The 23813-nt window shown below is 38.0% G+C and carries 20 protein-coding genes; 10 read left to right on the plus strand and 10 right to left on the minus strand.

Annotated features, from left to right (window positions below; translation table 11 throughout):
* Window positions 1–1245 (minus strand): sensor histidine kinase, encoded by a 1245-nt coding sequence (locus GJ691_RS18765; protein ID WP_154369778.1) that lies wholly within the window; start codon window positions 1243–1245, stop codon window positions 1–3.
* Between the two features lie 156 nt (window positions 1246–1401).
* On the opposite strand from GJ691_RS18765, the gene GJ691_RS18770 reads away from it, so the two are divergent.
* From GJ691_RS18770 to GJ691_RS18785, 4 genes are all read left to right on the plus strand, one after another.
* On the plus strand, window positions 1402–1854 hold the full coding sequence (locus tag GJ691_RS18770) for a hypothetical protein (RefSeq protein ID WP_154369780.1): 453 nt from the start codon (window positions 1402–1404) through the stop codon (window positions 1852–1854).
* Window positions 1855–1907: 53 nt separating this feature from the next.
* Window positions 1908–2807 (plus strand): DnaJ C-terminal domain-containing protein, encoded by a 900-nt coding sequence (locus GJ691_RS18775; protein ID WP_154369782.1) that lies wholly within the window; start codon window positions 1908–1910, stop codon window positions 2805–2807.
* Window positions 2807–3097, plus strand: a complete 291-nt coding sequence (locus GJ691_RS18780; protein WP_154369784.1) for a chaperone modulator CbpM — start codon at window positions 2807–2809, stop codon at window positions 3095–3097. Before GJ691_RS18775 ends, GJ691_RS18780 begins: the two co-directional genes overlap by 1 nt.
* A gap of 267 nt (window positions 3098–3364) precedes the next feature.
* The gene (locus GJ691_RS18785) at window positions 3365–3814 is read left to right on the plus strand and encodes a hypothetical protein (protein WP_154369786.1); all 450 of its coding nucleotides are present in this window, start codon (window positions 3365–3367) and stop codon (window positions 3812–3814) included.
* A gap of 3 nt (window positions 3815–3817) precedes the next feature.
* Here GJ691_RS18785 and GJ691_RS18790 read toward each other — a convergent pair whose 3' ends face one another.
* Window positions 3818–4768 carry an ROK family protein gene (locus tag GJ691_RS18790; RefSeq protein WP_154369788.1) on the minus strand — a complete coding sequence of 317 codons (951 nt, stop codon included), beginning with the start codon at window positions 4766–4768 and terminating at the stop codon, window positions 3818–3820.
* A gap of 130 nt (window positions 4769–4898) precedes the next feature.
* Between GJ691_RS18790 and GJ691_RS18795 the strand changes: the two genes are divergently transcribed.
* Complete coding sequence (locus tag GJ691_RS18795) at window positions 4899–5294, plus strand: hypothetical protein (RefSeq protein ID WP_154369790.1); 396 nt, start codon at window positions 4899–4901, stop codon at window positions 5292–5294.
* Window positions 5295–5296: 2 nt separating this feature from the next.
* Here GJ691_RS18795 and GJ691_RS18800 read toward each other — a convergent pair whose 3' ends face one another.
* The 5 genes from GJ691_RS18800 to GJ691_RS18820 form a co-directional block, all read right to left on the minus strand.
* Window positions 5297–6133 (minus strand): universal stress protein, encoded by an 837-nt coding sequence (locus GJ691_RS18800; RefSeq protein ID WP_154369792.1) that lies wholly within the window; start codon window positions 6131–6133, stop codon window positions 5297–5299.
* Window positions 6134–6165: 32 nt separating this feature from the next.
* Window positions 6166–6465 (minus strand): ribosome hibernation-promoting factor, HPF/YfiA family, encoded by a 300-nt coding sequence (hpf, locus tag GJ691_RS18805; RefSeq protein WP_154369795.1) that lies wholly within the window; start codon window positions 6463–6465, stop codon window positions 6166–6168.
* A gap of 157 nt (window positions 6466–6622) precedes the next feature.
* Window positions 6623–7468 carry a sterol desaturase family protein gene (locus tag GJ691_RS18810; RefSeq protein ID WP_154369798.1) on the minus strand — a complete coding sequence of 282 codons (846 nt, stop codon included), beginning with the start codon at window positions 7466–7468 and terminating at the stop codon, window positions 6623–6625.
* Window positions 7469–7708: 240 nt separating this feature from the next.
* The gene (locus GJ691_RS18815) at window positions 7709–9739 is read right to left on the minus strand and encodes a transketolase family protein (RefSeq protein WP_154369800.1); all 2031 of its coding nucleotides are present in this window, start codon (window positions 9737–9739) and stop codon (window positions 7709–7711) included.
* Window positions 9740–10049: 310 nt separating this feature from the next.
* The gene (locus tag GJ691_RS18820; RefSeq protein ID WP_154369802.1) at window positions 10050–11234 is read right to left on the minus strand and encodes an aldose epimerase family protein; all 1185 of its coding nucleotides are present in this window, start codon (window positions 11232–11234) and stop codon (window positions 10050–10052) included.
* A gap of 255 nt (window positions 11235–11489) precedes the next feature.
* Here GJ691_RS18820 and GJ691_RS18825 point away from each other — a divergent pair, with 255 nt between their 5' ends.
* The 4 genes from GJ691_RS18825 to GJ691_RS18840 are packed head-to-tail and all read left to right on the plus strand — an operon-like array spanning window position 11490 to window position 16344.
* Window positions 11490–12974, plus strand: a complete 1485-nt coding sequence (locus GJ691_RS18825; protein ID WP_179955177.1) for a TolC family protein — start codon at window positions 11490–11492, stop codon at window positions 12972–12974.
* Between the two features lie 8 nt (window positions 12975–12982).
* Window positions 12983–13957 carry an HlyD family secretion protein gene (locus GJ691_RS18830; protein WP_179955178.1) on the plus strand — a complete coding sequence of 325 codons (975 nt, stop codon included), beginning with the start codon at window positions 12983–12985 and terminating at the stop codon, window positions 13955–13957.
* Between the two features lie 6 nt (window positions 13958–13963).
* Window positions 13964–15151, plus strand: a complete 1188-nt coding sequence (locus tag GJ691_RS18835) for an ABC transporter permease (RefSeq protein WP_154369806.1) — start codon at window positions 13964–13966, stop codon at window positions 15149–15151.
* The gene (locus GJ691_RS18840; RefSeq protein WP_154369808.1) at window positions 15148–16344 is read left to right on the plus strand and encodes an ABC transporter permease; all 1197 of its coding nucleotides are present in this window, start codon (window positions 15148–15150) and stop codon (window positions 16342–16344) included. The genes GJ691_RS18835 and GJ691_RS18840 overlap by 4 nt, the downstream gene beginning before the upstream one ends.
* Window positions 16345–16393: 49 nt before the next feature.
* On the opposite strand, the gene glgX is transcribed toward GJ691_RS18840, so the two are convergent.
* From glgX to GJ691_RS18855, 3 genes are read right to left on the minus strand one after another with little or no spacing between them, the layout of a single operon-like run.
* Window positions 16394–18478: a glycogen debranching protein GlgX gene (glgX, locus tag GJ691_RS18845; protein WP_154369810.1), complete on the minus strand. Its 2085-nt coding sequence runs from the start codon at window positions 18476–18478 to the stop codon at window positions 16394–16396.
* Window positions 18479–18504: 26 nt separating this feature from the next.
* Window positions 18505–19674 (minus strand): alpha-amylase family glycosyl hydrolase, encoded by a 1170-nt coding sequence (locus tag GJ691_RS18850; RefSeq protein ID WP_154369812.1) that lies wholly within the window; start codon window positions 19672–19674, stop codon window positions 18505–18507.
* Window positions 19671–21491 carry a pyruvate kinase gene (locus tag GJ691_RS18855; protein WP_154369814.1) on the minus strand — a complete coding sequence of 607 codons (1821 nt, stop codon included), beginning with the start codon at window positions 21489–21491 and terminating at the stop codon, window positions 19671–19673. The genes GJ691_RS18850 and GJ691_RS18855 overlap by 4 nt, the downstream gene beginning before the upstream one ends.
* A 417-nt stretch (window positions 21492–21908) precedes the next feature.
* Here GJ691_RS18855 and GJ691_RS18860 point away from each other — a divergent pair, with 417 nt between their 5' ends.
* Window positions 21909–23645, plus strand: a complete 1737-nt coding sequence (locus tag GJ691_RS18860; protein ID WP_154369816.1) for a M14 family metallopeptidase — start codon at window positions 21909–21911, stop codon at window positions 23643–23645.
* Window positions 23646–23813: the final 168 nt, after the last annotated feature.

A 23813-nucleotide genomic window follows, 5' to 3' on the forward strand; every position in this document is an offset into this window, starting at 1 on the left:
TTAATTTAATCCTGAATGAATTCGATTATCAACAGGAAGCTCAACCGTAAAGGTAGTTCCTATATGCTCTTTACTTTCAAAATAAACTTTGCCGCCAAGATTCTCAATATGGTCCCTTATAATATTAAGGCCAATCCCCGTTCCTTGGTTCAATAGTGCATTTTCTGCCCTAAAATAGCGTTCAAAAATATGCTTCTGGTCTTTAGTGGGTATCCCGATACCTTGATCCTTGATCTTTAAAAACATTACCCCATCCTCGACCTTTATTGAAATATCTATCTCAGAATCCTCAGGGGAATACTTTACTGAATTATATAGCAAATTGGTCAGGATAAGTGTAACTATTTTTTCATCCTGGTAAATAATCACATCATCAATATTATGGGGATAATTTATCCGCTGTCCTATTTTCACCAACATATTGGCATTATAAATAACCTCGTTTACCACTTTGCTCAAAGAAAAGTCAGTGAAATCATATATTTCTTTTCCTTTTTCGAGCCTTTCTATCGACAAAAAATCGGTTAGGATACTGTTCAGATGACGCACCTCGCCGATTATCGTTGATAAATGTTTGTCCCTTCTTTCCTGATCCCCTGCTCCCTTATATTTTCCGACAAGGGTTGCAGAAGTAAGGATACCGCTCAAAGGCGTTTTAAATTCATGTGATACTAAAGATAAGAATTTTGTCTTCAACTCGCTTAATTCCCGTTCACGTTGAAGTGCCGATTTCATCTTCTTTTCTGCTTGCTCCCTTCTTTTGATTTCTTGTTCGAGCATCGATACGGTTTCCCTGAGTTCAAAAGTTCTGGTCTTGATTTTCTTTTCAAGATGTTCATTCAACTCCTTGATCTGATAATCCCTTTTACTGATCTCGGTCTTATCGAAAACAAGTGCCAAAACATAATCAACACCCTCAATATTAAAAGGGTTTAGACTAATTTTCACCGGAAAATCACCCTTACATTTGTGTTGGCCCAAAAGAATGCGGTCAACCATCATTCTTCCTGTTGTCTTCGCCTTGAAAAACGCTTCAACACGATCTTTATGCCCCATATTGTACGCACCTGGAACCAAGACATCTACGGGTTTGCCTACAAGTTCCCGATCGTCGTAACCGAACATTGTATCCGCCTTCTTGTTCGAAGCAACGATCAATTGCTCCCTATTCACCACCAATAGTCCTTCGGAAACCGCTTCTGAGAGTAGATTAAAAATGTAGTTGTTCTTCGCAAAAACCCTCATTATAATAGAATTGCGCCAAACTACCATAGGTCTTCAAAACAAATGGAAATGACTGTATATTAAATGAAAGGTAATTCTTTAGCAACTACGGACTTATGATAAAAATCATTTTTTTAGATTATTGATAAGGGTATTTTTAATGAAAATGATCTTATCATGGAAAAAGTAAGTGCTACTTCGGATATTTTGTACAGTGTGGATTCTTTACAAACTTATATTTTGGAATGTGAAAAATTAAAATCCGATATTGCATTGAAAACGAAAGACATACGCTTTCTACAACAACTTTTGGATCGGTATTTCGATGAAATTGTACAAAATGAAAACCTGGATGAAATACGTGAAAGTTTAATGCGTTTTCAAGATCTTTGTTATAATTGTTCGCGTTTAAAAAAACGTATAAAAGACCACCAACGCCAATTGGTCGGGATTCTAAAGGGATATGAAGGTTTTAACTCCAATGCCCTAACCAAGGAACAGACTTGGATAGAAAAACGTATTGCTTCACTTACGCATGACTTTATTTCCGTTGAAAAAGAAATTTTGGTCATCGCGGACAACGTAATACAAAAAGACAAGGAAAACAGAAACCATCTATTCATTTGTTAACGCATTACATACGGCACATTTAGAACTGAATACCAATTAATCGAATCTGCAAAATGGATTACATTGACTATTATAGTGTATTGGGAATTTCAAAAAACGCCACACCCAACGAGATTAAGAAAGCATATCGTAAACTCGCGAGGAAATATCATCCTGATGTAAACCCAAATGATGCGGAGGCCGAACGAAAATTTAAACAGATCAATGAGGCCAATGAAGTATTGGGTAATCCTGAGAACAGAAAAAAATATGATGAATACGGGAAGGATTGGCAACATGCCGATGAAATAGAAAAAGCCCGCAAAGCACAACAACAACAAGGCAGACGATACCAGTCGTCGGGCGGATTCGGGGAGCACGATTTTTCAGACTTTTTTGAATCTATGTTCGGGGGAAGAACCACTAGAGGCTATTCCAGTGGTAGGCAACCAAAATATCGGGGGAAAGATTTCAATGCCGAGCTCAAACTACAGTTAAACGAAGTTTACTCTACGCATAAGAGAACCTTAACTGTAAACGGAAAGAACATAAGAATAACCATTCCCGCAGGTATAGAAAATGGGCAGACCATAAAAATTAACGGGCATGGTGGCCCTGGGCGCAACGGCGGACCAAAAGGTGACCTTTATATTACCTTCATTATAGAGAACAACACCCCATTTAAACGCGATGGCAATAACCTATATAAAAATGTAGACCTGGATATATATACCGCTGTTTTAGGTGGTGAGATCACAGTCGGTACTTTTGATGGTAAGGTAAAACTGAACGTAAAACCAGAGACCCAAAACGGAACCAAGGTAAAGTTGAAAGGGAAAGGGTTTCCAATTTATAAAAAAGAAGGCAAATTCGGCGACCTGTTCATCACCTATACCATTAAAACACCCACCAATTTATCTGCCAAAGAAAAAGAACTCTTTAAGGAATTGGCCAAATTAAAATCACCTAAATAATGGAACAGTATAAATACATAGAAGTCAGGGATTTTTGTGTCAGTCATGGAATCAGTACCCAATTCATTGTACAATTGCATGATACTGGTTTGATTAAGGTAGTCAAAAAAGAAAACACCGAATATTTGCAATATGATGAACTACCAAAGGTGGAAAAAATAGTTCGCCTACATGATGACCTTAACATTAATCTAGAGGGTATTGATGTTATCAATAGTTTATTGGAACGGGTTGAACAAATGCAAAACGAAATCATCAACTTAAAGAACAAACTGGATTTTTACGAATAATCCCATTAAGTTTAAAAGGTACTAGGACAGCTACTACTTCTTTTGAACCTGAAGGTAGCCCCATGCTTTTTACCCCCCTATCCCCATACTACATTGTTTATTGAAAACAGTCCTTTGCAAGATGCAATTGAGTTGATAACTCCCTGTTAATAAACTTCATAACACCCAATATTTTTAGCTAAACATTATGATAATTATCATGAAAAATAGGGTGTTTTGTAGGTAACTTTAAGGAATAGCACTAAGCTTGGACTAAATACTATTCATATGGAAAATTATAGAATAAGACCGAAAGGAGATTATATTCAACTTACGGATTGGGATGAGTTGTACGTTTTGACCAAACATTGGAAATCTGATTTAACCTTCTATAAACAAGACTTGGTTTTTCTGCATAACCTATTGAATAAATATTTTATTTGGATTACCAAAGAGGACAATCTTGAGGCCGTAAAAAAAATTGCCGAGGGAATCATGAACGATAGAAAAGTCGGCAAAAAACTTCTAGAAAGAGTGGGCGAACACCTGAACCATATTGCACAGACCATTGAAGACCCCTTTAAACATGACACCCGATTGTTCCGTGAAGAACATCAAGCCCTTGAAGACGATATCGCTCGCTTTTATAAAACGGTACGTGAAAACAGAAAACAAGTCTTTGCCATAACCGAACACATTATGGACAGTGAAAGTTTGGGACATTTATTGGAGAAATAATTTTTAAGAAACATGCTTCCATGCCAATGCCGCAGGCCCCAAAATTGCGGCATTGCGTGGTGCATTCGACAAATACACCTTTACTTTGCCCTTGTAGGCGACAAAAAGGTTTTTTTCCATATTGTCCTTAACCGGTTTTAATAGAATATCACCGGCCTTACTAAGTCCACCTGCCAAAATAAAAGCCTCTGGATCTAAATGAGCAACCGTATCAGCCATTTTACGGCCTAAAATCTCTGCTGTTAAATCGAATGCCCTTAGAGCCAAGGCATCACCTTCAATTGCAGCTTTGGCAATATCCTCACCGGTTAAATCCTCAAAACTTATACTACGTAATGGTGAATCTTCACGCATTTCAGAAATTAGCTCAAATACCGTTCTTTTAATTCCCGTAACGGAGGCATAGGTTTCCAAACAGCCTTGAAGACCACAATTGCAATACCTTCCATGGGGATCTACATTCACATGTCCGATTTCCCCAGCTTGGGCATGCTCGCCCAAAAGAAGCTCCCCGTTTACGATAATACCACTTCCTAATCCGGTACCTAAGGTCAGTACAACAAAATTGCGCATTCCTTGACCCAAACCGAACTCCAACTCCCCTAAGGCCGAAGCATTGGCATCATTCGCTATATACACGGGTAAATTATAAGTTTTGGATATTTCCGCCGCGATTGGCGTTTCTTTTCCCCAATTTAAATTGGGAGGATTCTCAATATTACCGGTCAAGGAATTGGCATTGGGGGCCCCTATACCAATGGCAATAGGTTTGTTATCCGTACCTACCAAGGCAATCAATTCATTGATATTAAGAACCAATTCCTTTAGAAAATTGGCAAATGGCTTTTTTGATCTTGTACCGAACACCTTTGACCCAAGTATTTCCCCCTTCTTATCAACAACACCTATTTTTGTGAAAGTTCCGCCTATATCAATGGCCAACACAGTATTCATAATCCATTATTTTAATTACAAAGGACTTAAAAAATATTACTTTAACGACTGATGCAAATCATCCTAAAAAACGAAATTTAGAATTATACTTAACCTATTAAAAGACGACCAACATTTAATTTTCGAAAACATGGAAAATAAAACGGCCCAATTGTATTATCACATCGGGATACTTTTTTATGCCATTGCCATGGCAGACAAAAAAGTTCATGAAGAAGAATATAACAAACTGAAAATCCTTCTCAGACAAAAATGGTTGCAATATCCTGATATCGATGAAAAAACGAACAAGGACAACGCTCTGGAAATATACAACGCATTTACCAAAATGTTAGAACAAGGAACCGATAGCGAGGAATGTTTTAACCGTTATCGAACGTACTTCTTAAAGAACAAGCCAAAATTTACCGATGAACTCAAAGCGCTCATATGGGAAACTGGCCAATCGATAGCAACCAGCTTTGCTAAAAAAAACAAATCCGAACTGGTTATTCTAGCCAAGTTACGTATCCTTTTTCAGGATTGAACCTATACCTTGAAAGTAATAACGGGAAGATCGGCCCTGTTGGCGATATCTTCCCCTATACTTCCTTTGAAAAAATGTGACAATCCTTTTCTTCCTTGTGTAGGAAGTGCGATAATATCAGCATCAATTTTCTGGGCATAATTATAAATTCCCTGTTCTATACTGTAATCGTTCAAAATAGTGACTTTTTCTTTGGACGGATTTTCTCCATGATGGGCCGTTCTCATAAAAATCCCTATTTGCTCCTTGATTTCCTCCGTACTTCTAAAATATTGATTAGGACGGTTTATATACACCTTATGAACCTCTACTTTCAATTTATTGAAGAAGTTCATCGCCTTCATATAAACCCCAATATGTTCTACTCCAAAATCACTGGCGAAGACCGCTTTTTTTATATCAAAATCCTTTCTTTTCTTCTTTATCACCAAAACAGGTACTGAACAATTACGAACCACTTTTTCAGTATTTGAACCTACAAAAAGACCTGTAAGGCCCGTTACGCCATGGGAGCCCATGACAACAAGGTCTATATTCCGTTCTTTTACGACATTGTTCATTTCGTTGAAGTCTTTATAATTCTGAACGATCTCGAACACTTTTACCCCTTTGAGGTATGGTTTATCCAAAAACTCATTAAACCTCTTCTTGGCCAATTTCATGTAGTATTGAGCCTCCATGAACTCTTGGGCTTCATTTTTTGTAAAAATGGCCTCAGAGAGTCCTAGCATATGTAATAAGATCAAATCAGCGTTGAATTTACTGGCTAAATGTGCCGCGACTTCCAATGCATTCTCAGAAAATTCAGAAAAATCTACAGGTACAAGAATTTTATCCATAATACAGTAGTTTAAGGATTAGGAATTAATACTCAATGTTTGTTCATTATGGCTTTGCGCTTATTCAATTGTTTTTCGAGATCCTTTATGGTATTGGCCGCAGCCTTCTCAAAATCGTCTTCATTGGAACTGGCGAAAATCCGTGGTCCAGGGGCACTGAGTTCCATCTCACAAATTTTACCCTTACCTGATGGATCGTTTTCTTTCTTAAAATGTACTTCGGCCCTGATTACCCATTCGAATTTGTTTGCGAGTCGATTTAATTTAGAAGTTATTAATTCATTCATCGCTTCACTTGTAGGCATTTGAACATATTGAATGTTAATTGTCATATTATTTTGATTTTAGATTTACATAAAGCTATAATCTTTATAAAAAGGAAACCATGACATATGTCATTACCTTAAAATAATTCGGATTTAATAGTGCCATTACCACATCTGAAAATAAGTTATAACGGCTATTACCTCATTACAAGTACTAGTTTCATTATTCTTCCTTGATTATCTGAGTGGATATTCCCGAACTATTTTTCTTATAGGCAAAAGGCACCTTTAATTGGTATATGATATCGTTGGCTTTACCATCATCCAGAATATCTAGCCCATAAACGATATCCTTGGTGTCATGATAAACGAACGTTCCAAAAACCCTATCCCAAATAGAAAAAATATTCCCAAAATTGGTATCGGTCCATGGCATTTCATGATGATGGTGGAATTTATGTGTATTAGGCGATACAAAAACCATACTTATTGTCTTATCCAAGGCACGTGGCAATTGTATATTGGCATGTGAAAAGTAAGTGAACAGCACGGTTAATATCCGGTAAACAAGATAGTATGCCAAGGGTAAACCCGCAATTAAAATGGCCAGTAACGAAAACAGTTCCCTCATAAAATAATCTATTGGATGATGACGCGTTCCAGAGGTTACATCTACATTGGTATCACTATGGTGAACCATATGAAACCGCCACATAAAACGAACTTTATGCAACATAAAATGTACCACATATTGGGCAAGGAAATCCAATAACATCACGGCCAATATCAATTCTACCCATATGGGTAAATCCACCATATTCAATAAACCGAATCCACTTACCTCGAGCCAACTGAAAATACCTACCGTAGCAACACCGAAGAGAACATTGATCACAATAGTGGTCGACAACAATATAAAGTTGGTAAATGCATGTTGCCACTTGTCGTATTTGAATTTACGGAGCGGATAAGCCCCCTCTAGCAACCAAAAAACCACTAACAGTCCAACAATCCACACAAACTTTTGAAGACTGGTCAAATGGGCAAAAAAATCAATAAATGCATTCATGTTCAAATCAACTACTTTAGTATATCAATAAATTTTTAGCTGAATATACTTCAAATATTCAAAAAACAAATAAAATTATTGAGTCATTAACACATGACATTCTTCTTGACTACTTTAAAAATACTACGTTCACCCTATCAATCTTCATAAAAAACCATAAAAAAAGCGGCTTGGATACATTCATCCAAACCGCTTAATATGATATCTCCGCTTCTTTTAAGCGACAATTTTACATTCTTACTATTTCAAGAAATCAAGTACTTCGTTATATACTTTCTCTCCTGTGAATCCGAATTTATCATCCAACACTTTTGCAGGCGCTGAATATCCGAAATGATCCAAACCGAAAACCTTACCATTTGGCCCAACCAACGCTTCTAAGTTAACGGGCAATCCGGCTGTAAGTCCAAATACGGGAACACCTTCAGGGATAACACTGGTTTGATAATCTTTAGGTTGTAACCTAAAAACACCTTCTGAAGGAATTGAAGCGATACTGACCTTCAAATTCTTTCTTTCTTCCAATAATCCAGCAGCCTCTATCAAGGTGGATACTTCTGAACCATTGGCTACCAAAACTACGTCAGCACCCGAAGTTTCCTTAACTAGATAACCTCCTTTTTCCGCATTCAAGGCTTCAGCATATCTAGAACCTGAATTTGCAGGAACATCTTTGATTCCTTGTCTTGAAAGTATAAGACCTGTTGGGGTCTTGGTGTTTTCCATGGCCATTTTCCAAGCAACACTGGTTTCTTGGGAATCAGCTGGGCGTAATGCCACAAAGCTAGGATCGCCACTATGGTTTTTCAATTTCTCCAACAAGCGTATTTGTGCTTCTTGTTCTATGGGTTGGTGCGTTGGTCCGTCTTCCCCTACCCTAAAGGCATCGTGAGTCCAAACGAACTTTACGGGCAATTCCTGAATACAGCTTAATCTGATAGCTGGTTTCATATAGTCGGAGAAAACGAAGAAAGTCGCTACGACAGGAATAACCCCTCCATGAAGTGCTATACCGTTTGCTATGGATGCCATGGTCAATTCCGCCACCCCTGCTTGTAAAAACGCACCTGAAAAATCACCTCTTTTCAAGGCCTTCGATTTTTTAAGGAATCCGTCGGTCTTATCACTATTGGATAAATCGGCGGAAGATACGATCATATTCTCAACGTTCTCAGCTAAATAAGCCAATACGTTTGAAGAAGCGGCCCTAGTTGCCAATCCGTCTTTATGTACAACGGACTCAAAATCCAATGCTGGCAATTCACCGGAAAGGAAATGGTCTAATTTATCGGCCAATTCTTTATTTTCCTTTTTCCAAGCATCAATTTCATTCTTTTTAACTTTGGCATCGGCTTTCTTTTTTTCCAGGACATCTGCATAAAACGCCTTAACATCCGGTTTAATTTCAAAAGGATCACTTGGGTCAACCCCAAGGTTTACAAGTGTCTTTTCGTAATCAGCACCTGTATGCCCTATAGGTTGTCCGTGTAATTCACAATGCCCTTCGAACATACTGCCATCGGCGGTAACACAACCTTTGCCCATTATGGTTTTACCGATAATCAAAGTAGGTTTTTCGGTTTCGGCATTGGCTTCTACCAATGCTTTTCTTATGGCATCATGATCATGGCCATCAATGGTGATAACTTTCCATCCCCATGCTTTATATTTCATTTCGGTATCCTCTGTGGTTACCTCATCGGTCATCGTGGATAATTGTACATCATTAGAGTCATAGAACATGATGAAATTATTCAATCCCAAATGTCCTGCAATTCTACCGGCGCCTTGAGAAATCTCTTCTTGAACACCTCCGTCAGAAATGAAACCATATATTTTATGGTTCATCCAATCACCAAAACGGGCCTGTAAGAATTTTGATGCTATGGCCGCACCGATACCCATTGTATGTCCTTGTCCTAAAGGGCCGGATGTGTTTTCTATACCTCTTGCCACATCAACTTCAGGGTGTCCTGGTGTAATGGAACCCCATTGTCTAAAATTCGCTACATCATCTTTGGCGTAATTACCCAAAAGATAATACTGTGCATACATCAAAGTGGATAAGTGACCTGCATCCATGAAGAAACGGTCCCTGAACGGCCAAGTCATATCACTTGGGTCGTAGTTGAAAAACTCTGAATACAATATGTGCATAAAATCGGCACCTCCCATTGGGCCACCAGGATGGCCAGAATTGGCCTTTTCAACCATTGCTACTGCCAGAGCCCTAATATTATCAGCCGATTGCAGATTAATTTCTTTGTTCATTCGATGTTTTTTGTAAGAATTATCAGTTAGTCTTTTAAAATCAAAATTTTCTAAAAAAAATTCAGACAAATCTAACTTTTTTTATTGTTTTTTAGATTGGTATACCTCTAAAAACTATTTACAAAGATATCCACATTAAAAACCGAATTTTTATAAATAATCGATAACCCTATAGTTTATTACATGTTTGGCCGCTAGTCGCAAAACACTGATTTCATATAACGATTTCGTATTTTATTAATTATACGTATGTTCAAAATGAGCAATCGATAAAATTCTATATATTCAAAATCATTAAACTATATGACCTCTATTGTTTTGTTTTAAAGATAAATGAGGTAGTTGTTGTATATTTTTCCCCAGGGTTCAATACCACAGAAGGGAAATTAGGCTGATTCGGAGAATCGGGATAGTGTTGGGTTTCTAAACAGAGGCCACTTCTTTTGCCGTACGTGCCACCTTTAGGAATTGGAAGCGTACCGTCCAAAAAATTGCCTGTATATAATTGCACCCCGGGTTCTGTAGTTGCAACTTCCATTACCCTACCTGATACCGCTTCATAAACTTTTGCTACCGTACGCAAACCTTTATCCTGACCATTCAATACCCAGTTATGGTCATAGCCTCCCCCTTTATTGATTTGATCGTGATCCGCTTCAATATCCTTTCCGATCAATTTGTGCGACCTAAAATCAAATGGGGTTCCGGCAACATCCATTAATTCCCCTGTCGGAATCAAGTTACTGTCTACAGGAACCAGTTTATCAGCATTCAAGGTAATTTCATGATCTAATATATTTTTAGAAAAATCACCACTTAGATTAAAATAACTATGTTGTGTAAGATTAACTATCGTTGGTCTATCCGTGGTAGATTCATAGGCGACTTTCAAGGTGTTGTCCTTAGTAAGGGTGTAGGTAACGTTAGTTAAAAGGTTCCCAGGGAAACCTTCATCCATATCCTTGCTCAAATAACTAAGTTTGAGCGAAACATTTTCACCTTCAGAAGTTTCTTCCACCTTCCAAACCACCTTATCAAAACCTTTAATACCCCCATGTAAATTATTTGGACCATTATTGGCAGCCAATTGATATTCATTACCGTTCAATGAAAATTTGGCATTTGCTATCCTATTCCCATAACGACCTACCAAAGCCCCAAAAAAAGGATTTTCTTTCTCATATTGTTGAAGGGAATCGAATCCTAAGACAACATTGCTAATTTTCCCGTTTTTATCAGGGACAGATAACCTTATTATCCTACCTCCGTAAGTTATGATATCTACCTCCATACCGTTATTATTCTTTAAGGTATACATATCTACAGAAATACCTTCCGAAGTAATACCAAAAGAGTGTCTTTGAAGTGAAGCTTTATTATTTGAGGCCATAGGTTCTAAAATTTTTTCATTATTGATTGTTCCTTTGCAACTTGTAAATACAAAGATCGCCGCAATGGTTAATATAAAAAAGAAGTTCTGTTTTTTATTTTTCATATTTCTAATGTCAATACTATAGTATTTACACAAAAATAGCTGATTGCGAGGTAAGATCATTATGAGAGTCCTTATTACTTAATTACTTAGGACAGCATTTAAAGAATACCCTTAACCTAAAATTCCGATTTTATGCTTCAGCTTAAATTAGCCAGATGATAAAATCCTCGATTTTATGATGAATGTCATAAATAGTGTTATCATATCAAGGGAACTTTGTATGCTAGAATCATGGATTTACATTTTTGTTTTCAGATGGATAATTGGACTAAGAAACCTTCAAAAGTCCCGTTCAAATCACTTATGATGGCATTGTTCATCATGACCTCATTTACGTCATATTTGAGCGCTCAGGAACGGGAAATAAGTATTGCCGAGGCATTGGAGTTGAGCTACAACAACAATGAACAAATTAAGCGCTATATTGAAAGAGTTAAACAGAAAACCTATGAGGACAAGGCTGCAATGGGCAATTTCCTTCCGTCTGTCAACCTTTTGGGAGGCTACACATACTTAAGTGAGAATATAGAAGTAAACTCATCCCAGATGTCCAGTTCCTTAGATGAATTGGGGGGTAAATATAGTGCCGCTTTTGTAGAGGCTTATGGCGAACAGATCGGCCTATCTGGGGTAAGTGCGGAAAGTGCATTCAGTACCATGGTTACCGTTCTGGGCCAATTTCCGGACTATACCAATATGGTGATCGACAATCAAGAATATGTAACCGCAGCCCTTACCGCCACACAACCTTTATTTACAGGTGGAAAGATAATCGCTGGGAAAAAATATGCAAAAGCTGAATTGCAATCTGCCAATATTGAGCTAAAACAGGTTAAGGATGAAATTGCCAATGAACTGATCGAACGCTATCTGAATGTGGTCTTATTACAACAGGTTATCAAAGTTCGTCAGCAGGTTTATGAAGGCATGGTCAAACATCAGGAACAAGCCGAACGAGCCATTCAACTTGAGATTCTTCCCAAGCACGTTTTATTAAGGGCGCAGGTTGCCGTGGCAGATGCCGAAAAAGACCTGAACAATGACCTGAACAAAATACAGCTCGCAGAAATGGCCTTGCGAACTACTATGAATTTACCTGACTCTATCCCTTTTAAGGTCATGGACAGTATTGCTTATAAGGATATTTATTTGGATTTTGACACCCTTCTGAATACGGCTTATACCCAACAACCCGTTTTGGAGTTGATCGATCAAAAAGAAGTAATGGCAAAACAAGCCCATGCCATTGAAAAGTCAAAATTCATGCCCAATATAGCAGCATTCGGCAGCTATAATATGTTCCGGGAAGACCTACCTATTGTCCCCCCTAAATTCATGGTCGGGGTCCAGGCCCAAATAAATATTTTTAATGGATTCAAGGATATAAATAAATTGAAAGCCAGCAAGCATTTACAAAAAGAAGTTGAAAACGCCAAAGAATACGCTACCCAACAAATCAACCTTCTTGTTAAAAGCAACTATACGAATGCCCTTAACCAGAAAAAACAATACAATAGCCATATAACTACCGTTGACCTTGCAAAAGAAAACCTAAGAATAAACAAGCGGCGTTTTGAGGAAGGCTTGGGTAAGTCAATAGATGTGATTGATGCTTCCCTCTTGTATGAAAAATCAAAAGTAGAGCAATTAGTGGCATTGGATGGGTATTATAAGGCTATTGCAAATTTATATACAGCAATCGGGGAGCCGGAAAAAATAATTCAAATCATTAGTAAATAAGTAAGACTGTGAAAAAATCTTATATCACATTAGGCATACCAGTACTGATTATCCTTTTTTCAATTGTATTCTTGATAATACGGGCCAATACCTCCAAACCTGAGATATATTCGGGAATCTTGGAAACCACAGAGGTAAATGTTTCTTCGGAAATTGCTGGAAGGGTGCATACCATTATCATAGAAAAAGGGCAGACTGTTGAAAAAGGACAGGTGCTGGCGACTTTGGAACCTGACATCCTTGATGCGAAAAAAGGTCAGGCAGAAGGTATGGTCAAGGCAGCACGTTCTTTGGTAGACAAAGCAGAATTCGGTGCGCGAACAGAAGAAATCAATGCATTGAAAAACCAATATCAAATGGCAAAAAGCCAATTTGATTTTGCGGAAAAAACATACCAGAGATATCAGGCTTTGTATGCGGACAATATTATTTCTAAACAGGAAATGGATGAACTTCAGTTTAAATACGATGCGGCCAAAGAACAGATGAATGCCGCAAAATCCATTTGGGAAATGGCAAAAAGCGGGGCACGGAAAGAAGATATCAGAGCAGCTTACGGTAGTTATGAAAGTGCCAAAGGTGCCTATAAGGAGGTTGAGGCCTTTTATGATGAATTACAGATTACCGCCCCTACAGCAGGAATCATTAGCAACCAAATTGCGGAAGAAGGGGAAGTAATGGCAGCAGGGTATCCTATTTTGACCATTCAAAGGCCGGAAAAAATATATGCTATCTTCAATGTAAGGGAAGATAATCTGGCAGATTTCAAAATTGGTCAAACCCATAAAGCAAAAGTGCCCGGATTAGGTAATGAAACGGTTGAGTTCAAAGTAACTTACATTTCGCCTATGGCAGATTTTGCAACGTGGGTTCCGGTAAAAGCCAAGGGACAATTTGAACTTAAAACCTTTGAAGTACATCTTAAACCCCAAGAACGTATCGAGGAATTACGTCCTGGCATGTCCATACAGATTTACAAATAAGCCATTATGTTAAGGAATTGGCCTGTATATCGAGTTTTTAGGCGGGAACTATTGCGTTTGTCCCAAGAGAAATCTGTGAGGAACCTATTCATTATTATTCCGATAGTGGTGTTCTTTGTATTGGGTTCCATATATTATAAAGGGGCATTAAGGGAAGTGCCCATCGCCGTATACGACAATGACAATAGTACCTTAAGCAGAACATATATCCGGTTTTTAGAATCTTCACCCCATCTGCAAATAACCCATTACCTATCATCTACAGATGCCTTAGAAAATGCTTTTGTTGAAAAAGGGGTTCAAGGTGTATTCTACATTCCTCAGGATTTTCATAAGAACATTCTGAAGAGCGTTCCGACGCAAATCAGGATTTATACCAATTCCACCAATATAGTTTTCGGAAACCTATTGTACAAATCAGCCTTAGAGGTTACACAAACCCTTAGTGGTGCAATCGTGGCAAAAAGAATAGCTCCTCTGGGAATAGACCCGAATAAAATAATGGGTACCATACTGCCTATAGACATCAACACCAGGGTTTTAGGCAATCCCCAGTATAATTATGTATATTATTTACTCCCCGGGTTGACGACGGTATTATTACAAATGATCATTTTCCTAGCATCAGCAAGGGCCTTTAACCGCGAATGGAAGAAAAATACCTATACAGAACTTTATTCTATTTCCAAAGGGAATATAGGCTCCATGATTTTGGGTAAATACTTTGCGTTCATGATATACGCACTTAGTCTGTGCGGTTTGATTTTTGCCATGGTATTCCCGATTTTCGGAATTCCTATTTATGGTAGTTTCCTGAATATTTTCACCCTGTTATTACTTTTTCTTACTGTGAATATCTTAATGGGGTTTGGGCTTTCCTTGATTGTAAAAGATGAAATCATAGCCCTAGATGCGGCCATTTTCTATAATTCACCGGCCTTTGTTTTCAGTGGCTTTACCTTTCCCATTTGGGCTATGCCATGGCCAAACACCATTTATGCCCAAATAATACCTTATACCCATTTTTTAACCGCTTTTCTGAAACTATATCAAATAGACACTCCCTTAAACTTCATCTGGCCGGAAGTTTGGAAACTCCTGTTATTTCTTTTAATAGGATTATGCATGATAGCCATAGGGCTCTTTATTAATAGGAAGAAAATATTTCTTACTCCAAAGACAGCAACATTATGAATCTAGGCCTAATTTGGAAATTAATCAAGAAGGAAGCTGAACTGGTCCTTAACGACCATAGTATCTTGTTGGTATTATTGGCCGCCCCCATTCTCTATTTTGTCCTAATGGGATCAACCTATATAAAAAAGGATGAGGAAAAAGTAAGTGTAGGTGTTGTTGATTTAGACCTAACAAAAAGCAGCAAGTCATTTTTGAACAAGATCAATGCGACCCAAAAGGTTGATATTACTCATAGTTATACAAGTCTTTCGGAAGCTGAGGACGGAATGTCGAAATTCGAAATTCAAGGGATTGTAAGCATCCCCAAGAATTTTGAGAAAAAACTCAAGAAAAATGAAAGTTCCCCAATTGGACTTATATTGAACAATACGAAATTCTTATCCTCAAACGATATTAACAAAGCGGTAAATTTAGTAGCTCTGGAGTACGCTTTTGAATCGCGTAAAAAATTCTTTGAATCGAAAGGTTTAAACCCCTCGTTTGCCGAATTGAAGGCCAACCCCATAACTACCCAAATAAATGCGGTCTACAATTCGACCAATAATTACGGGGATTTCCTGTTACCGGCCCTTTTGATTTTGATCTTGCACCAAACCTTGCTGATAGGTCTTTCGGAGGGTATTGCTTCTGACCGTAAAAAAGGGGTAATGCAGATAAGTTTTAAAGAAAGTAATGATAACTTCCTTAATTATATAATAGGTAAGCTAGGGTTTTATCTTCTGCTTTATTCTGCCTATATGTTATTTACTTTTGCAGTGGCTTTTCCATATTTTAACCTCCCAATAAAGGGTAATTTCTTTGCATTGATCGGTGTTTCCCTCGTGTTCTTTACCGCGACAATATTGTACGGCTGGTTCATATCGTCTTTCTTTAAATCACAGGCAATAGCCATGGAAATAATGGCCTTTACATCCTATCCTGTTTTTTTAATAACGGGGATTACTTGGTCTCTTGACCAAATGCCGTTGCTTTTACAATTTGTTTCAAAACTTATTCCGTTACAGCCCTTTTTCGTTTTTATAAAGAAACATGCCATTATGGGTGTAGACCATCTCTTGTACACCAATGAAATAGTTCATTTGCTTCTTTTACTCTTGATAGGTTATGTGGCCGCCTTCCTCAGGTTTCGTCATCTACAAAAGAAAATGGTTATAAAAAAAATGGTTCCTGATAGGGCTCAACAGGTGTAATTGCCCGTAAACAAACCAAAACCTATAAACTTAATGTTATGTATAGGAATTATATTTTAGAATAAAAATCTGCAAACCAAGAACTGGAAGGCGCTATAAGAAAAACGACCGATCTGGCTTTTACCAAATAGGAATCCCCCTCAACAATTTCCGCATTTTCAAGTAATACGATATCATCCGGTGAGGGCAAGGAAGTATCGATAATACGAAACCAGTTCATTTTATTAAAATCGTGGGAATCCGGAATTTCAAAATTCATATCCTCGGTGTACGCGTTGCAGGCCAGAAACAATACAGAATCTTTTTTATTGGATCTAACGGTACCTGCCAGGCTATGTGATGTAGCGCTCCAATCGGGTTTTCCCAAATGAACACCGCTCCAATCAATCTGCCTTTTAGTTTGAAGAAATTCCATTAATGGCAATGCATCGTCAGCTTCACTTAAATTGGTGTTCAATCTAAAACCGTTCAAAAGACGCACAAATCGGTAGAGTGAAGCGTTCTTTTTAAGCAAATCCCAATCAAACCAACTTATTTCATTGTCTTGACAATAGGCATTGTTATTACCTTGTTGGGTTCTTCTAACCTCATCCCCCATCAAGATCATAGGTGTACCATAAGAAAGCAGCGTTACCGCCAAAAAATTCTTTATTTGTTGTTCCCTTATCCGTACTATGGTCGGATCGGTCGATGGACCTTCCTCCCCAAAGTTATAACTCAGATTGTGGTTAGTACCATCACGATTATCTTGCCCGTTTGCCCAATTGTGTTTTTCATTATAGCTTACCAAATCATTAAGGGTAAAGCCATCATGACAGGTAATAAAATTGATACTGGTATCCGCGGGCTGGTTTTTATGCCCATAGAGATCAGGACTAGCCAATATCCGGGATGCAAAATTCGATATTGAACCTTCATCTCCCCGAATAAAACTACGCACATCATCTCGGAACTTTCCATTCCATTCTTTCCATTTATCGCCTATGAAATTACCAACTTGATAAAGTCCGGCCGCATCCCAAGCTTCGGCTATGAGTTTGGCTCCCGCAAGGATCGGATCGGATTGGATCTCCCAAAGTATGGGTGGACTCTGCAAGGGGTTTCCATACTCATCCCGTGATAAAACGGAAGCCAGATCAAAACGGAATCCGTCAACATGCATTTCGGAAACCCAAAAACGCAGACTGTCCAAAATCATTCTTCGGGCAATGGAATGATTGGCGTTGATGGTGTTGCCGCAGCCAGAATAATCCCCATAGGTCCCATCTGTGTTAAGTAGATAATACGCCTTGTTTTCCACCCCTTTAAAACATAATGTAGGCCCATTTTGGTCGCCTTCACTGGTGTGGTTGTAAACTACATCGAGAATTACCTCTATATCGGCCTTGTGCAAGGCCTTTACCATATCGCGGAATTCGTCCAACGGGCCCAAAATATCTTTACGCGAACTATATGCCCTATGTGGGGCAAAGAAAGAAACGGGACTATATCCCCAGTAATTCTTATTGCCTGGAGGGGCATCTTGATTATCGAACTGGAATACAGGTAGTAATTCCACTGCCGTAATTCCCAAATCTTTTAAATAGGGGATTTTCTCTATCAATCCGGCATAGGTTCCCCTCTTCCCTTCCACTACCCCAGAATTGGGATGCCGTGTAAATCCTTTTACGTGGAGTTCATAGATTATGGTCTGGACAAAGGAATGACGGGGACAACGATCTTCTTCCCAATCATAGCTGCTGGTATCTACCACGACACTTTTCATAGCGCTGGCTTGATTATTACCTGGTTTCTCAGCTAACTCACGTTGATACGTTTTAGGAAGCACAACCAGTTTGCTATAGGGATCCAACAGTACTTTTTGGGAATCAAATAGATATCCCTTTTCAGGACGAAAAGGCCCATATATTCTATAGCCATAGATTTGACCGGCCTTTAACCCCGGAACGAAAACATGCCAGTACGATTCCGTTCTATTCAGTTTTTTATCAAAAACAATTGTTTCAGTGGGTTCAGTATCTTCTGGATCAGTGAACAACAACAATTCTACAGCACTGCTGTTCTTGGAATAAATACTGAAATTAACCCCATTGCCCTTGATTGATGCCCCAATCGGGTATGGCCAACCTTTCATTATTTTCCTAGAAGTTTTCAAAACAATCAATTCGCTTGTGTTCTATATTTTGTAATCAAATTTTTAAATCCCTCTAAAAATTCATGATCAATGGCGTTCCAATCCATTGGTTCCCTGACTGCTAAATCTGAATGGGGAATCGACCCATTGATAGGGGATTTGTTGTAGGTGCAATTTTCGGTACCATAATAAATAACTACGGGATGTCCTAAAGAAAGTAACAACTCAAATGCCTGTAGCATAATTTGAACATCACCCTTACAATGCAATAAAAACCGGTTCATATCATGGTTATCCAAAAAAGTAACCATATGATAATCGGAAGGTATGCGTTTAAAGTGCTTTTTGATTTTGGATTTCAGCTTTTTGCTTGATAAGAGATCAACTCCATTCTCAACTGCTTCCACTATCATTTTGTTGAGGGCAAAGTCCAATACCCCATCCAATTCTCCATGGTACTCCAACTGAATCCCTTCCTGTGATATTCCAAATTTCCTTTTCAGCGTTTTGTTCCTTAAACCTGTAGTCTTAATAAGCTTTTTCTCCAAACCTTCGCACCAAACCTCACCAATGAACACAGCATGGGGATATTTGGCCTTCATCCTTTTCCTGAATACTTTCCAAAATTTATGTGATGGCCCTATGGCGTGATCTATTCTAAAGCCATCGAGTCCTAAGGACATCCAATAGTCGGCGACATTGATCATGTAATCCCTTGCCCCTACATTATTTAAATTAAGTTTGGGCAACTCACCAAAATCCAGGAAACAACGATAAGTATCTGGCCAATGTTCAAAAATGAACCAATCATAATACTTACTATGTCTATGCTGACACGCATCTTTAAAGAAAGGGTGTTCATGGGAACAATGGTTGGGAACAAAATCGGCTATCACATAAAGTCCTCTTTTATGCGCTTCATGGATCAGTCTTTGAAGATCTTCCTTGGAACCAAAATGTGGATCTACTTTTTTAAAATCAGTTATATGGTACCCATGGTAATTCAATGATTCATAAAAAGGGGAAAGCCATATAACATTGATGCCCAAACTCTCAAAGTAATCGAGTTTCCCAATTACCCCATTGAGATTCCCACCGAGGAATTCGGGTTTGTTTTCTGTCTTTTCAAAGCCATTGAACCTATCAATGAACACTTGGTAGATCACGGCTTTCCTGAACCATTCCGTAGTACTCATAGTTTTTCCATCCTTGGGAGCATCTTTTCATTTTTTTCATGAAACTGCTCCATATGCGATAGTATTTTATTCAAAAGTAGCAATACATCATTTATGTAAGGGCCTTTGTTCAACATTACACATTCTGCCTTCAATGAGGCCGTTGCATCAGTAATTTCTGCCCTTGATGGCAACCCTTTTTTCGCAAAACTCTCTAAAACTTGAGTGGCCCAAACCACGGGAACATGTGCTGCTCCACATAAGGTCAATATTTCTTCTTGCACCTTTCCTATGGCATCCCAACCCGTTTCTACCGCAAGATCTCCCCTCGCGATCATTACCCCGATATATTTGACCTTCATGGCCGAAAGTAGTATCTCAAACAGATTATCAAAAGCGAATCGGGTTTCTATTTTCAAGATTATGCTCAAGTTGTCGATCGCATTCAATTTTTCCAATTCCGTCAATAATTCCTCAACATCCTTTTTAGAGTTGACGAAGGAAAAATTAACAACATCGGCATGCTCAACAACAAATTTAAGATCTATTTTATCTTTTTCGGTCAACCCACTTATTCCGAGATATGTGGTTGGGAAGTTCATTCCCTTTTCCGCCTTTAATTTAGATCCGTTCTCATTGGCGCGAACGATTCGTAGATCAATACGGTCCGGATATACATTTTCGGCCCTTCCTTCTATCTTACCATCATCGAATAAAATGGTTTCCCCTTTCTTTATCCGATCAAAAACCTCGGGAAGTTGACAAGATATGCTGGCCGGTTCTATAAGATTACCTTCCTCATCGAATTTTGCGGGATAACCGAATGTGTCGCCCTTGGTAATTGTAAGAATATCATTGGTCATCAATAAAATCGACTGTTCAATGGCCGGCAATTCCCCTATTACCCCATCTGGTATTTCCCTATTTCGGCATTTTAGAATGGTACCGGTACTTATATAGGATGTTTTATTACAATGTAACAATACTTGCTGCTCCCCTACTTTTACCACTTTTAATTTACGTTGCTTACCTCGGGTGTCTTTCAATGTGAATTTATCACCAAGCTCCAATTTCTGTAGCCAACCCAAACCCACGGGTAATGCATTGGGTTCAGAGGTATCTTTTAATTCAGGAACCAATACAAGTAATGCCGGATTTACCACTACTCCACTTTCATTTCGTTTAGGGGAAAATTTACGCACCTTGGGACCGGGTATTATACTTCCTGTCCTAATTTTTGGCCCTGCAAGGTCCATCGTAATCTTCACCTTTCTTTTCAATGTTTCAGAAGCGGTTTTTACATTCTGGATAATTTGTTCCCAAATGGCCGGATTATCATGGGCACAGTTGATTCGTGCACAGTTCATGCCGTTCAGAACCATATTATGTACCATTTGATAATCATAAGCGGCTTGTGTGGGTAAGGTTACCATTATCCTAACCCTTCTACCTTTGGAGCGATTTCCCAATAACTCTTTGGTATGGTTCGTTAAAAGTCTTTTACCGTTTTTTATCGATAATCCCGCTTTCAGATTTTCGGCGGGCAGTTCTCCAATAAGACTATATAAGATGAACCTGGTTTTTAATAAACTCGACATTAAATGTCCTTCTGCTTTTGCAAGTCTTGTTAAACCTAGATTCTGTAATTTTTTTTGGATATCCCTAAGGTCAAATTTCCTAAAGGCATTATAGTGGATTAAGTTCCTTGCACTTTTATGGTAGTCGGGGTGTATCTGACTTAAAAGACCTTCCGCTTCGTTTTCTTCTTGCTGTACCGCAATGATTATGGTTTCAATCTGTGCGATCAGCTCCTTTATTTTCTCAGTCTTTAATTTCATATTTCCCCTTTTTGCATACGCTGTTATTCCTTTACAAATATATTCATAGGTTTCCAGCATTTTATGACATTGGTCATAATCTTAATTTAAAGTTTTCGTCTTTCTTTGAAAACAAATGCAAAATCCAATTTAGTGACCATTTTCCTAAATATATTGATTTGGAAAAATCATCCTAGAAATACACGTGAACTACAATACCCGACTATTTTTCATCCAAGTCAGAAACGATAACCCGAGTATCAATTTCTTATATGAATTATCATAAAATAACAATCCAACAAACTATAAATCAAACCATTATAATCATCTACTTAAATCAGTATATTGCTTAATGAAGCCATTGTTCTTAAAGTTATTGAACCCAAAACAATTTCTTCTTTAAAAATTGTAGTTTTATAAAGTAATTAGCCAATTTTTATGAGAGTATTTTTTTGTTTATTGATTTGTTTGACTGCTTGTAATACTTCAAAGGATTCTTCAAATTACGATTTTGAGACTCATTTTGAAAAAACAGGAGGGTTAGAAACTGCCACCTACCAACAAGTCATAAAGTATTATAATATTCTAGCTGAAACTTATCCCGAAATTTCTTGTGATAGTATGGGCATGACCGACTCTGGTAAACCTTTGTATTTAATTACCCTTAACCCTGATTTAAAATTTGATTTTTCCGAAATAAGAAAAACAAAACGCGTTATTTTAATCAACAACGGTATACATCCTGGAGAACCAGACGGTATTGATGCTACCATGATGTTTTTAAGGGATATAGCGCAAGGTAAAATCAACAAACCTGAAAATACTGTTTTGGCTACCATTCCCATATATAATGTTGGAGGTAGCCTGAACCGAAATTCAACGTCCCGTACCAATCAAAACGGACCAAAAGAGTACGGTTTTAGGGGCAATGCCAGAAATTACGATTTAAATCGTGATTTTATCAAAAGTGACACCAAAAATGCACGGACCTTTGCCCGAATTTTTCATTTTGTGAAACCTGATGTTTTTATTGACAACCACGTTAGTAATGGTGCGGATTATCAATATACCCTTACCCATTTGTTTACACAGCACAATAAACTTGGTGGGGAATTAGGCAATTATTTACATACCGGAATGATGCCGGAATTGGAACGGAAATTAGCAGAAAAAGAATGGGATATTACACCTTACGTAAATGTCTTTAATCAAGTCCCCGAAAACGGGTTTTCACAGTTTATGGATTACCCTCGTTATTCCTCGGGTTACTCTACACTGTTCAATACACTGGGAATGATGGTGGAAACCCACATGCTCAAACCCTATAAACAGCGGGTAGAAGGCACCTATGAGCTTATGAAAAGCATGTTGGAGATTACTGAAGAAAATGGCAGTAAGATATCAGAATTAAGAAAAAACGCCTTTATTGAAGACCAACACCGTGAAAGTTACCCTTTAGATTGGGAAGTGGACACAACAATGACCTCTACTTTAGATTTTAAGGGTTTTAAAGGGGATATAATCAAAAGTGACATTACCGGATTAAACCGATTAAAGTATGACAGGACAAAGCCCTTTACCCAAAAAGTAAAATATCAAAATTACTTTAAACCAAAGATTACGGTTAACGTACCAAAAGCGTACATAATTCCACAAGGTTGGTTTAACGTCATTAACCTATTGAAAAACAATTCAGTTGAAATGACAACATTAAAAAAAGACTCCACAATCAACGTTGAGTCTTATAAAATAGAAAGTTACCAAACTAGGAAAACCCCTTATGAGGGCCACTATATGCATTATGACACCAGAGTGGAGAAAAACCATACCATGATGCAGTTCGCCAAAGGGGATTATCTTATCTATACCGATCAATATGCTTTTAGATATTTGATTGAGACTTTAGAACCCCAGGCCCCGGATTCTTTCTTTAATTGGAATTTTTTCGATACCGTTCTTCAACAGAAAGAAGGATTCTCACCCTATGTTTGGGAAGATAAAGCTCTTGAAATTCTGGCCGACAATCCCGAATTGTCATCTGCTTTCACCGCAAAAAAATCGAAGGATAAGGAATTTGCCAAAAATTGGTATGCACAACTGGACTGGATACATAAACATACCGAATATTATGAAAAAGCACATTTACAATATCCAGTATTTAGGATAATAGATTAAATCACATTGTTCATTATGGAAATCTTAAAAAAGCTAAAATCACACTACTGTATATCATTGATTTTCAAATGTTAATTATGCGTTAATATCAAACCCACTAACCTAGGAGCCATAACATTTAGTCCCATTTTTTGTAGTTTTAGAATTATTCTGTCATTTGATAAAATT

The sequence above is a fragment of the Maribacter luteus genome (assembly GCF_009674825.1).
GTDB classification, from domain to species: Bacteria; Bacteroidota; Bacteroidia; order Flavobacteriales; family Flavobacteriaceae; genus Maribacter_A; species Maribacter_A luteus.